The 11,725-nt window shown below is 73.1% G+C and carries 11 protein-coding genes; 5 read left to right on the forward strand and 6 right to left on the reverse strand.

Features of this window, described 5'->3' with window-relative positions:
- Nucleotides 1–760: 760 nt before the first annotated feature.
- The gene (locus tag AB0B89_RS30785) at nucleotides 761–1,528 is read right to left on the reverse strand and encodes a hypothetical protein (protein ID WP_358559808.1); all 768 of its coding nucleotides are present in this window, start codon (nucleotides 1,526–1,528) and stop codon (nucleotides 761–763) included.
- A 187-nt stretch (nucleotides 1,529–1,715) separates the two neighbouring features.
- Between AB0B89_RS30785 and AB0B89_RS30790 the strand changes: the two genes are divergently transcribed.
- Genes AB0B89_RS30790 through AB0B89_RS30800 form a run of 3 tightly spaced genes read left to right on the forward strand, consistent with a single transcriptional unit; the run spans nucleotide 1,716 to nucleotide 4,109 of the window.
- Nucleotides 1,716–2,954: a sensor histidine kinase gene (locus AB0B89_RS30790; RefSeq protein WP_358559810.1), complete on the forward strand. Its 1,239-nt coding sequence runs from the start codon at nucleotides 1,716–1,718 to the stop codon at nucleotides 2,952–2,954.
- Nucleotides 2,945–3,586: a response regulator transcription factor gene (locus tag AB0B89_RS30795; RefSeq protein ID WP_358559812.1), complete on the forward strand. Its 642-nt coding sequence runs from the start codon at nucleotides 2,945–2,947 to the stop codon at nucleotides 3,584–3,586. The genes AB0B89_RS30790 and AB0B89_RS30795 overlap by 10 nt, the downstream gene beginning before the upstream one ends.
- 16 nt (nucleotides 3,587–3,602) lie before the next feature.
- On the forward strand, nucleotides 3,603–4,109 hold the full coding sequence (locus AB0B89_RS30800) for a hypothetical protein (protein WP_358559814.1): 507 nt from the start codon (nucleotides 3,603–3,605) through the stop codon (nucleotides 4,107–4,109).
- A gap of 90 nt (nucleotides 4,110–4,199) precedes the next feature.
- On the opposite strand, the gene AB0B89_RS30805 is transcribed toward AB0B89_RS30800, so the two are convergent.
- Nucleotides 4,200–5,201 carry a phosphotransferase gene (locus tag AB0B89_RS30805; protein ID WP_358559816.1) on the reverse strand — a complete coding sequence of 334 codons (1,002 nt, stop codon included), beginning with the start codon at nucleotides 5,199–5,201 and terminating at the stop codon, nucleotides 4,200–4,202.
- Between the two features lie 191 nt (nucleotides 5,202–5,392).
- Between AB0B89_RS30805 and AB0B89_RS30810 the strand changes: the two genes are divergently transcribed.
- The gene (locus AB0B89_RS30810) at nucleotides 5,393–6,655 is read left to right on the forward strand and encodes a C39 family peptidase (protein WP_358559818.1); all 1,263 of its coding nucleotides are present in this window, start codon (nucleotides 5,393–5,395) and stop codon (nucleotides 6,653–6,655) included.
- 161 nt (nucleotides 6,656–6,816) lie between these two features.
- Here the strand turns inward: AB0B89_RS30810 and AB0B89_RS30815 are convergent, their stop codons facing one another.
- The 4 genes from AB0B89_RS30815 to AB0B89_RS30830 form a co-directional block, all read right to left on the reverse strand.
- Entirely contained in the window at nucleotides 6,817–7,641 is an 825-nt protein-coding gene (locus tag AB0B89_RS30815) for a CoA ester lyase (RefSeq protein ID WP_358559820.1), read from the reverse strand.
- 123 nt (nucleotides 7,642–7,764) lie between these two features.
- The gene (locus AB0B89_RS30820) at nucleotides 7,765–8,937 is read right to left on the reverse strand and encodes a CoA transferase (protein ID WP_358559822.1); all 1,173 of its coding nucleotides are present in this window, start codon (nucleotides 8,935–8,937) and stop codon (nucleotides 7,765–7,767) included.
- A gap of 13 nt (nucleotides 8,938–8,950) precedes the next feature.
- Entirely contained in the window at nucleotides 8,951–9,823 is an 873-nt protein-coding gene (rbsK, locus tag AB0B89_RS30825; RefSeq protein ID WP_358559824.1) for a ribokinase, read from the reverse strand.
- Nucleotides 9,824–10,029: 206 nt separating this feature from the next.
- Nucleotides 10,030–11,376 carry an ADP-ribosylglycohydrolase family protein gene (locus AB0B89_RS30830; RefSeq protein ID WP_358559826.1) on the reverse strand — a complete coding sequence of 449 codons (1,347 nt, stop codon included), beginning with the start codon at nucleotides 11,374–11,376 and terminating at the stop codon, nucleotides 10,030–10,032.
- Here AB0B89_RS30830 and AB0B89_RS30835 point away from each other — a divergent pair.
- Nucleotides 11,341–11,725, forward strand: a 385-nt coding sequence (locus AB0B89_RS30835) for a BTAD domain-containing putative transcriptional regulator (RefSeq protein ID WP_358559828.1), incomplete at its 3' end; no start/stop codon positions are given. The two genes, AB0B89_RS30830 and AB0B89_RS30835, sit on opposite strands and share 36 nt — an antisense overlap.

The following is an 11,725-nucleotide window of genomic DNA, read 5'->3' on the forward strand; positions in this document are numbered from 1 at the left end:
GTTCCACGTCGAGGACGCCGCGCAGGAGGTCCGCGGTGACGGGTGTGGTGATCCAGTCGTGGTCGGGTCGGGGCCGCCTCCGCCGGGCTCCGGGGCGTGGCGGGTGGTGTGCGCGGTGGCTGCACGACGGGCACGGCCGGACGGATCGACGGCGGAGGCGCCGGAACGCGGGACGGAGCCGGAACGCGGGGCGGGGCGGGGGCACGCGTCGGTGCCGGGGCACGCGTCGGGGCCGCGGTGGGGGTGGGTGGAGACGGTGGGGTGGGGGGCGGCGTCGGAACCGGGGGCGGGACCGGAGCGGGGGCGGGCGGCGGCGGCGGGACCGGCGCGGGCGCCGAGGGCGGGGAGGCCGGGTCATGGCAGATCGGAGGGTATCCGCCGATGCTGATGCCGACCCGCAGGCTCACCACCACGTCGACGTCGAGACAGACGGTGACGTCGGACGGAAGTACGCCCCCCGCCAGAACCGAGACGGCGGCCGGGAGGGGATGCGCGACGGTGCCCGCCGAGGCGGGGAGGGATCGGGCGGTGACGCCCGCCTGGGCCGAGACCGGAAGGGCGTGGGCGACCGTCCCGGCGGAGACAGGGAGGGCGTGCGCGGCCGTCCCGGCGGAGACAGGGAGGGGGTGGGCGGCCGTCCCGGCGGAGACGGGGAGGGGGTGGGCGACCGCCGGGGCGGGGGTGATTTCCAGGAGGCCTGCGAGCGGCAGGCTCGCCAGTGGCATCGCCAGGAGGGCCGCCGTGCGGGGCGAGGCCACGGTCACCCGCTCCACGGGATCCGCTGGAACTCCGTGAGCGCCGCGCTGAACGCGTCGGGCCCGACCGACAGCCCACTGGAGAACACGTGGGAGATCTGCCAGGTCAGGAAGACGCCGAACCCGAGCAGCCCCGCCATCACCACCAGCGGCACGAGCGTCTTGCCCCGGGGCCGGGCACCGGCCATGAACGGGAACACGATCACGATCAGGCCCGTGACGATGGTCAGGGGCAGCAGGCCCGCCGGAGGCGTGGCCCGCGCGTCCGCCGCTCTCTGGCGGCGGGCCGCCGACAGGTCTCTCACCTCGTCGAGGACGTCGGCCTTGGCGGACCTGGCGTCGTCGTCGTTCACGATCATGGCCGCCGCCTGTGTGCGCAGCGTCTCCAGGCGGGACGCGCCCTCCGCGCTGAGCCGGCCCGAGGCCATGAGCGGCCACTCCTTGTGGACCACGAACCCGACGTAGTCGCGCAGCTGCTGCTGCAACTGGGAACCGCCGGGAGCGGGAAGCCGGGCCGCGGACCAGTAGGTCTCCACGGCCGCCTGGCTCTCGGCGTAGGTGTTCTGGCGCGCGGCGTCGGCCGTCGTCCAGGGGACGACGATGGCGATGGCGAACACCAGCAAGAACAACGACGAGAGCATCGAGCCGGCGTGGCCGGCGGACGGGCCGTCCGGGACCAGGTCGTCCGTGCCGCTGCCGAGCCTGCGGAAATGAAAGGCGGCGCCGGCCACCACGCCGATCGCCGCGGCCACTGCGAGTACGCAGACCAGCATGACCATCTCCATAGCTTCGTATTGGACGGGGCGACCGCGCCTTGCCGATCGCATGCCGTCACATAGCTATCACATTACGTAACGGCGATGATGGTCATTCGGGGAGATCTAGGTGGGGATTTCCCCACCCCCTTTAGGGAGGCTTCGCCCATGTCTCCCCTACCGCCGCGGTCTCTACGGTGGTGGCATGACTCACGCCGATGTGGCCACCCCCTGGGACAAGATGCGTGCCCACTGGTCGGCACCGAGCTGGCTCCGCACGTTCCATGTGGTGACGGGCGTCCCGATCGCCCTGGCGACCCTGTTCGTGATCGCGGGGCTGGCGGTGGTCTCGGTGCTGCTGGTCTGGACCGTCGTGGCGCCGCTGATCGCCCTGCCGCTGCTCTTCTGGTCGGCGCGGATGTTCACGAGACTCCAGCGCGCGCGCTTCGCGGCCTTCCTCGGCGTGGACATCCCTCCGGTGCCACGGCGTTCCGGCGGCGGCAACCCCGCGGTGCGGCTGTTCCGCGAGGCGCGGACGAGGAGCACCTGGCGGCAGCTCGGCTACCACCTGCTGGCGCCGCTGATCAGCGCCGCCGGCTTTCTCGCGGTGGTGGTGGTCTGGTCGGCCTGCCTGGTCGTGGCGGCGCTCGCCGTGCGGGTCTGGAGCGTGGGCGGCACCTGGAACAGCGCGCCGCTCGCCCTGCTGGCCCTGGCCCTGTGCGTCGCGGCACCGTGGCTGGCGCGGGGGATCACCGCGCTGGACGTGATCGCGGCCGAGGCGCTTCTCGGGCCGAGCCTCAGCGAGCAGCTCGCCCTGCGCGTGGAGACCCTGAAGGAGAGCCGCGCCGAGGTGATCGACGCCGCGGACGCCGAGCGGCGGCGCATCGAGCGCGACCTGCACGACGGCGCCCAGCAGCGGCTGGTGTCGCTCGCCATGAACCTCGGCATGGCCCGCGCCGCCTTCACCGACCTGCCGGGCCCGGCCAGGGAGACGATCTCGCGGGCGCACGAGGAGGCCAAGCAGGCACTGAAGGAGCTGCGCGACCTCGTACGCGGCCTGCATCCGGCCGTGCTCAGCGACGAGGGGCTGGACGCGGCGCTGTCCGGCCTCGCCGCGCGGGCCCCCCTCCCCGTACGGCTGCGGGTCGAGGTGCCGGAGCGCGCCTCCCCCACGATCGAGGCGGTGGCGTTCTTCGTCATCTCCGAGGCGCTGGCCAACGTCGCCAAGCACGCGCGGGCGTCCGCCGCCGAGGTCACGGCCCGGCGTACGGGAGACAGGCTGTTTCTCCAGGTCACCGATGATGGCCGGGGCGGCGCGCAGCCGGACGGCGGGACGGGACTGCGCGGCCTGTCGCAGCGGGTGGGCTCGGTCGACGGCAGGCTGAGCATCGACAGCCCGCCCGGCGGGCCGACGACGATCAGTGTGGAGCTGCCATGCGCGTAGTGCTCGCCGAGGACTCCGTCCTGCTCAGGGAGGGGCTCGTGTGGATGCTGGGCTCGGCCGGCATGGAGGTGGTGGCCGCGGTGGCAGACGCGGAGTCGCTGCTGCGCGCCGTCGACGAGCACCTGCCCGACCTCGTCGTCACCGACGTCCGCATGCCGCCGGGTCACTCCGACGAGGGCCTGCGGGCCGCGCTCGTCCTGCGCCGCCAGCGGCCGGGGCTCCCGATCGTCGTCCTCTCGCAGTACGTCGAGGAGCGTTACGCGACCCAGTTGCTGTCCACCGAGACCAGCGGCATCGGCTACCTGCTGAAGGACCGCGTGGCCGACGTGACCGAGTTCGTCGACGCGCTGCGCCGGGTGGCCGGGGGCGGCACGGCGCTGGACCCGGAGGTGGTCGCCCAGCTCCTGCTCCGCCGGCACAGCGACCCGCTCGACCGGCTCACCCGCCGGGAGCACGAGGTGCTGGCGCTGATCGCCGAGGGCCGGTCGAACGCCGGGATCGCGGAGGCGCTGGTGGTCTCCGAGGGCGCGGTCGGCAAGCACATCAACAACATCTTCGCCAAGCTCGAACTGTCCGGCGCGGACAGGGACCACCGCCGGGTGCTCGCCGTCCTGCGCTTCCTGAAGATCTGAGAAAGGCCGCGTTCCGATGCGAAGCACCGTCAGGACAGTCTGGATCGCCGGGGGCGGGGCGCTCACCGCGCTGGCCGTGATCGGCATGGCCCTGTGGGCGTGGGCCGGCATCCCTCTGCCCCACGACTACGACTTCGCCTTCCCGGGCTCGTACGACTCCTCCGACCTCGGTCGCCAGACCACCGAGACCTCCACGGTGACGTACGCGATCACCACACCGCTGGTCATCGTGGACGCCACCGGGCGCGTCGGCGTCCGGTTCACACCCGGCGTCGCGGGCCGGCTCTCGGTGCGGCGCGAGCTGACCTGGCGGGACGGCGACCGGCGGTTCGGGGAGACGTGGGAGAAGGGCAGGACGTTGCGCGTCAGCCTCACCTGCGCCGGCGGCACCGGCTGCCACGGCGAGTACACCCTGGGCGTGCCTCCCGGCGTGGAGGTCCTCCTCACCACGCCCTCGGGCACCGTGAGGTGCTCCCCCAGCTCGCCCGGATCCCCCTGCCCTCCTCCTCGCCCCTCCTCCTGAGGATCGCACCGCCTCCTGAGGATCGCGCCGGCGACGCGTAGAGGCGGTGCCCGCCGACGCCGCCCCCCTCGGAGCGAATACGAGGGTTACCTAAAGCGATCCGCTGAGGTAACGTTCGGCCAGCTCGCAGCTCCCCCGGGTGTAGCCGGCGCCGAGCTCGCGGGCGACGTCGACCGCCGAGTGGGAGCCGATCCAGGCGACGAGCAGCAGGCGGCGGAACATGATGAAGGTCCAGATCTCGTTCTCGTCGTCCCTCGGCAGGCCGAGGACGCTCCGGTAGCCGCGCACCCAGGAATCGATCATCTGGGGCACGTGCGGGTGGTGCTCGATGAAGCTGACGGCGGCGCCGAGGTCGTACAGGTACCAGCCGAGCCCGCAGTCGTCGAAGTCGATCACGGTGGTGCCCGCCGCGCCGTCCACGAGCAGGTTGGCCAGGCGCAGGTCGGCGTGGATGAGCCCGTAGCGCTCCGGCCCCCTGCCGAACCGCTCCAGCCGCTCGCGCAGCGTCCGTTCCAGCCGGGACAGCACGGCGTGCGCCTCACGGTCGACGCCGGCGCCGTCCTGCCACCTGCCCCAGCGCGGCACCGGGCCGAACGCGGCGTCGGCGTCCCAGTGGAACCGGGTGAAGCCGGCGGGCCTTGCCCAGCGGCGGGCGTGCAGGTGCATGCGGGCGGTCATCGCGCCGAGCGGCTCGAAGTACTCGACCAGGCGGTGCTCGGCGGGCTCGGTCCCGGGGACGAACTCGAACATCACGCAGTCGCGCGGCGCGGAGCCCGGGTCCTCGACGGTGACGACCCTCGATCCGTCCAGCGCGGGAAGCACCGCGGGGGTGCGCACGCCGGCCTCGTCGCGCAGCGCCGACAGCCAGTCGAGCTCCGAGCCGATCGCCTCGGGCGAGTGGTAGCCGAGGCGGTGGACGCGCAGGACCGTACGGAGGTCCCCGTCCGTGACGAGGAAGGTGGCGTTCTCCGACACGTTGATGAGCTTCACCCGGGCGGCGGGCGAGAGGCCGTACAGCCGCAGCGCCCGCCGGGCGACCAGCTCGATGCGGGCGAGCACGTCGCCGCCGCCCGACAGGTCATGGACCTCCATGCGCACTCCTTGTGGTCACGGTCATTCAGTGGTCATGCCTTTCTAGTGGTACGGGCCCTCGACCGCCGACATGACCCCGGCGACGGCGGGCGGCGTCCCGTTCGGCGGCGATACGTAATCCGCCCGATGTGCGAAATAGCCGGACGTTCTACCGTCTGCGGCGTCGAGAGCCCCTTCAGGGAAGGTGAGCCATGCGCCCGCTGACCATGTTCCGCTCCGCGTTGTTATCCGCCCTTCTGGTGGCCGCCGCCGCGACGCCCGCCGCCGCGACCGGCGCGAAACCTCCACCGAACCCGGTGAAGGTCGTCTACCAGCGGGCCTCCTTCCACTCCGGCACCGCCGAAGGGGTCGCCGCCGGTCGCGACCTCGCCTTCGGCTCCGCGGTGGGCACCACCTCCTACACCGACGCGCTCGGCACCAAGAGCTGGGAGTACGCGAGATGGACCGGGCGGGAGCGGCTGATCGGCTTCGCCGCCACGGAGCTGATCGCCTCCTGGACCGCCGACACGCCGCCCGGGAGCTGGCTGCAGGTCGAGATGCGCGGCCGAAACACCGCCGGGCTCACCAAGTGGTACGTGCTGGGCCGCTGGGCCTACGGAGAGTCCGACATCCGCCGCACCTCGCTGGCGGGCCAGGCGGACACCGACGGCACCGTCTCGGTCGACACCTTCGTCGCCGCGTCGGGCAGGCCGATCACCGCCTACCAGCTCCGCCTCACGCTGCATCGCACGCCCGGCTCGGCGGTGGTCCCGCGGGTCAGGACCCTCGGTGCGATGGCCTCCGCCGTCCCCGACCGGGCGACGGTGCCGGTCAGCCCTACCGGGGGCGCGTGGGGGACCGAGCTGAACGTGCCCCGCCGCTCCCAGAACGTCCACCGCGGCCACTATCCCGAGTGGGACGGCGGCGGCGAGGCGTGGTGCAGCCCGACCTCGACCACCATGGTCCTCGGATACTGGGGCAAGTGGCCCAGCTCCCAGGACACCTCCTGGGTCGACCCCTCCGATCCGAACCCCGAGGTCGACTACGCCGCCCGGTACACCTACGACCACGCCTACGAGGGCGCGGGCAACTGGCCCTTCAACACCGCCTACGCCGGCCGCTACGGCCTGGACGGCTTCGTCACCCGGCTGCGGTCGCTCACCGAGATGGAACGCCTGATCGCCTCCGGTATCCCGGTCGTCACCTCCCAGTCGTTCAAGGAGAGCGAGCTGCCCGGCGCGGGCTACGGCACCAACGGACACCTCATGGTGATAGTCGGCTTCACCGCCACCGGCGACGTGATCGCCAACGACCCCGCCTCGCCGGACAACGACGCGGTGCGCCGGGTCTATCCGAGGGCCGACTTCGAGAACGTCTGGCTGCGCAGTTCCAGCAGCGGCGGCATCGTCTACATCATCCATCCACGCGGGCGCGCCCTGCCCGCCACCACTCTGGGGCTGCCGGCCAACTGGTGACCCCTTCTCCGGGTGCGGCGAGCCCCGCGCAGGGCTCGCCGCACCTCGGTATCCAGCGGCGCCACGACGAATCGGCGATCACCTTGGGCATCCGCCTCGCCGCCGGCCGCTTGTGACGGCAAGCCCGTTCGGTGTTGAGCACGCCGGCGGGCGGGCAATGCCTAGCTCGTCATCGTGAGCGTGGTGGCGGGGGTGCGGAGGGCGTCGGTGAGGACGCTTCTGGCCTGGCGGACGACCGCCTCGTCGACGAAGCGGCCGTCCGGGAGGGCGACGGCGCCGACGCCGGCCGCCGCGACGACCTCGTTGGCGGCCGTGACCTCTTCTTCGGTCGGGCGGTAGGCGGCCTCGATGACCGGGAGCTGGGCGGGGTGGATGGCGGCCCTGCCGCGGAAGCCCATGGCCCGGCCGAGGCGGCACGACTCGGCCAGACCCTCCAGGTCGTGGAAGTCGGTGTAGACCGACTGTACGGGCGCGGGCAGCCCGGCGGCGCGGGCCGCGACCACGAGCCGCGACCGGGCCCACGCCAGCCCCGCCTCGTCGCTGACGCCCAGGTCCGCGCGCAGGTCGGCCTCACCCAGGCCGATGCTCGCCACCGCGGGGTCGGCCGAGGCGATCTCGTAGGCCCGTTCGAGGCCGAGAGCGGACTCGATGAGCGGGTGCAGCGCGACGCCCGGCACGGCCCTGGCGACCTCACGGATGTCGACGGCCGATTCGACCTTCGGCACCCGGATGCCGGCCGTGCCCGAGCACAGGGCGCCGATCGCCCGCAGGTCCGCCTGGCCGCAGGCCGTGCGCACCTCGTTGACCCTGATCTGGACGCGCGGCTGGGGGGAGGCGAGCAGCCCCACGACCTCCGCGCGGGCCTGGTCCTTGGCCTCGGCCGCCACGGCGTCCTCCAGGTCGACGATCACCACGTCGGCGGGCCCGGCGAGCGCCTTGGCCACAAGCGCCGGCCGATCGGCGGGCGCGTACAGGAAAGTCAGCACGGCATCGCTCCCCTCGCGACCACGTACAGAAAGGTCAGCACGACATCAGTCCCCTCGCGACCGCGAACAGAAAGGTCAGCACGTTACCGCGTGCGTTGTGAGCGTGTGTGGGGTGGTCCGGCATCAGACGACTCCCTTTTCGCGCAAGGTCTCGATGTCCGAGCCCGACAGGCCGAGTTCCGTCAACAGTTCGGAGGTGTCGGCGCCGTGGGGGCGGCCTGTCCAGCGGATCTCGCCGGGGGTGTCCGACAGGCGGAACATGACGTTCTGCATCCGCAGCGGCCCGAGCTCGGGGTCGTCCACGGTGGTGACGGCGTCCAGGGCGGTGAGCTGCGGATCGGCCAGCACGTCGCGCACGTCGTAGATCGGCGCCACCGCCGCCTGCGCCTCCTCGAACGCGGTGAGCACCTCCTCGCGTGTGCGCGCGGCGACCCAGGCGGCGACGGCCTCGTCCAGCTCGGCGGCGTGCTCCACCCGTCCCGCGCCGGTGGCGAACCACGGCTCGGCGATGTACTCGGGCCTGCCCACCAGGCGCATGACCCGTTCGGCGATGTTCTGCGCCGAGGTGGACACCGCCACCCAGGAGCCGTCCGCGCACCGGTAGGTGTTGCGCGGCGCGTTGTTCACCGAACGGTTGCCGGTGCGCGGCGGCACGATCCCGAGCCGGTCGTAGATCGTCGGCTGCGCCCCGAGCACCGTCAGGATGGGCTCGATGATCGACATGTCGACCACCTGCCCCGCGCCGGTCGTTTCACGCGCGCGAAGCGCGGCCATCACGGCGTAGGCGGTCGCGAGGGCGCAGATGCCGTCGGCCAGGCCGAACGGCGGCAGGGTCGGCGGGCCGTCCGGTTCGCCGGTCATCGCGGCGAACCCGCTCATCGCCTCGGCGAGCGTGCCGAACCCGGGCCGTTTCGCGTACGGCCCGAACTGGCCGAAGCCCGTGACCCGGGCGAGCACCAGGCGGGGGTTGGCCTCGCGGAGGCGGTCGTAGGAGAGGTTCCACCGCTCCAGCGTCCCCGGGCGGAAGTTCTCGATGACCACGTCGGCGTCGCGGACCAGCGCGAGGAGCAGGTCCTGGCCTTCGGCCGTGGACAGGTTCAGGGTCATGGCCCGCTTGTTACGGCCGAGCATCTTCCACCACAGGCCGCCGGGGCCGTGCCCGCGCGACGGGTCCGGCTTGGCCGGGTGCTCCACCTTGACGACCTCGGCGCCGAAGTCACCGAGCAGCATCGCCGCCATCGGCCCGGCGAACAGCGTGGCGAGGTCCAGGACGCGGACGCCTTCAAGTGCTTTCAACGGTGTTCCTCCATCACAGGGCCGCGTCGATCTCGGCGCGGGTGGGCATCGACGTGCTCGCGCCCTCACGCTGGACCGACAGGGCCGCGGCCGTGGCGGCGAACCGCAGGGCCTCCGCCCGTGGCCTGCCCTCGGCCCGTGCCACGGCCAGCGCGCCGACGAAGGTGTCCCCCGCCGCCGTGGTGTCGACCGCCTTCACCGGTACGGCGGGCACGCGCAGCCGTTCGCCGGATCGGGAGCCGTACAGCGCGCCCTCCCCGCCGAGGGTGATCACGGCTTCCGGGACGAGGTCCAGCAGCGCTTCGAGCGCCTCGGCGGGGTCGGCGAGGCCGGTGATCGCCTCGGCCTCGTGCTCGTTGGGCACGATCAGGCCGACGGCGTCGAGCAGCTCGCGCGGCAGCTCCCGCGCGGGGGCGGGAGTGAGGATCACGGGGACCTCGGCCTGCCGGGCCGCCGCCACCACGGCCTCCATGGGCAGTTCGAGCTGGAGCAGCAGAGCGTCGGACCGGGCGATCACGGCGAGGTCGTCCGGCGACAGGCCCGTCACGGTGCCATTGGCGCCGGGGATCACGATGATCGAGTTGCCGCCCTCGGCGTCCACGACGATGTGGGCGATGCCCGAGGAGCCCGGTACGACGCGCAGGCGGCTGACGTCCACGCCCGCCGACTCCAGCGTCTCGCGCATGACCGGGCCGAACGCGTCGTCCCCCACCGCGCCGAGGAACGCGACCCCGGCGCCGGCGCGGGCCGCCGCGATGGCCTGGTTTGCGCCCTTGCCACCGGGAACCGTGCCGAACGCCCGCCCGGTCACCGTCTCACCACGCCTCGGGGCGGTCGCGGTGTACGCCACCAGGTCCATGTTGGCGCTGCCGAAAACCGAGATCATCGTCTGTCCTCTCACACACCCGCCGACCGGCGCCGACCGGCGGCCCGCGACCACCACGAAACCGGGATCATCGTCTGTCCTTCCGCGCACCCTCCGACCGGCGCCGGCCGGCCGCCCGCGACCACCACATCGCCGGGATCATCTTCTGTCCTCTCGCCACCGGCGGTGACCACCGGATTCCCGGGATCACGCCGCCGCGTCGCGGTTCACGGGGCGGCGACCGCCAGGGTGCGGCGGGTGAGCTCGTCGAAGCCGATGCCGTCGAAGCCTCTCATGCTGCTGGCCAGCCGGTTCCCCAGCGTCCACTCGGCGGGGATCTTCGACGCGCCGAGCAGCCCGCCGGCGATCGATCCCACCGTCGCCCCCGCCGAGTCGGTGTCCCAGCCTCCGGCGACCGCCCCGGCGATCGAGGCCGTGAAGTCGCCGCGCCCATGGGTCAGGGCCGCCGCGACCAGCGCCGCGTTGTTGATCGTGTGGACCCAGTGCAGGCCGCCGTGCCGCTCGTACAGCCGGTCCACGACCCGCTCGAAGTCGGGCTCGGATTCGGCGTCGGCGACGGCCTCCCGTACGGCTCGCGCCAGCCGCGACCCGGCGGGCACGACGGAGAGCCCCGCGGCGACGACCTCCTCGATCGAGGAGGCGACGAGGGACCGCGCGCACATGGCCGCGACCATCATCGCGCCGTAGACGCCGTTGGCGGTGTGGCTGAGGCGGGCGTCCCGCCAGGCGAACTCGGCCGCCGTGCCGGGATCGCCCGGGTTGACCCAGCCGTACACGTCCGCCCTGATCAGCGCGCCGATCCACTCCCTGAACGGGTTGCGCCACGTCGCCGTGCCCGGTGGCTCCACCCCGTCGAGCAGGTTGCGGTACGCCACCCTTTCCGCGGTGAAGACGCGGCCCGCGGGCAGCTCGTCCAGCCACATCGTGGCGACGTCCGCGGTGGTGAAGTCCCGGCCGAAGCGCTCCAGCAGGGACAGGGCGAGGAGCGGGAAGTTGAGGTCGTCGTCCTCGGGCACGCCGTCGATGTTCTCGGCCAGGGAGTTGACGGCGCTGCGCCGGTTCCACGGCCAGCGGGCCGCCACGTCGTCCGGAAGTCCGGCGGCGGTGAACCAGCCGCGGATGGGCCAGTTGCCGGTGGCCTCCGCGATCCGCCTGATGCCCTCGCGGGGGATCTTCTCGACCGGTTTGCCCAGCACGCACCCGGCCGCGCGCCCGAGCCACGCGCCGAGCAGCCGCTCGCGCGGCTCGTCACCCCTGACGCCCGTTCCTGGGCTACCCCGATCACCTCCGGGAGCGCTCGCCCGGATCGCGGGGAGGCCGGAGGGTTCGGGGAGCGGGGATGGGATGGCTGCCAGCTCGTCGAGCAGTTCGAGCGCCAGTGCGCGCAGCTCGGGGGTGGGCGGCTCGGGCGAGGCGCCGGCGCGCGGCGGAGCGTCGTGCCCTCCTGCGGCGTGCCACCGTGCCGCGATGGGCACCACCTTGCCGGAGCGACCGTCCTCGACGGCCTGGCGCAGCTCATGGCCGACGAGGTCCTCCGGCTGCACCCAGGTCATGCGGATCAGCCGATCGGCCGTGCCCTCTCCCCCGCCGGAACCTCCCCCGATCGGAGCGGTCGTGCCCTCTCCCTTACTGGAAGCTCCTCCTATCGGAGCGGCCGTGTTCTCTCCCTCGCTGGAAGGTCCCCCGATCGGAGCGGTCATGCCGTTTCGCCCGTCGAGGTGCCCCAGGTCAGGGAGGTGAACGCGGTCTCGTGGGCGCGGCGCGCGGCGAGGTCGGCGGCGTGGAGGCGGCGGGCGACCTCGGCGATGGAAGTGGAGCTGGTCGGCGAGCTGACCGAGCTGGTCTGGGCGTATCCCACCCGCGAGCGGCTGCGCGGCCAGCTGATGACGGCGCTGTACCGGC

This window comes from Sphaerisporangium sp. NPDC049002 (genome assembly GCF_040649355.1).
Classification (GTDB): Bacteria; Actinomycetota; Actinomycetes; order Streptosporangiales; family Streptosporangiaceae; genus Sphaerisporangium.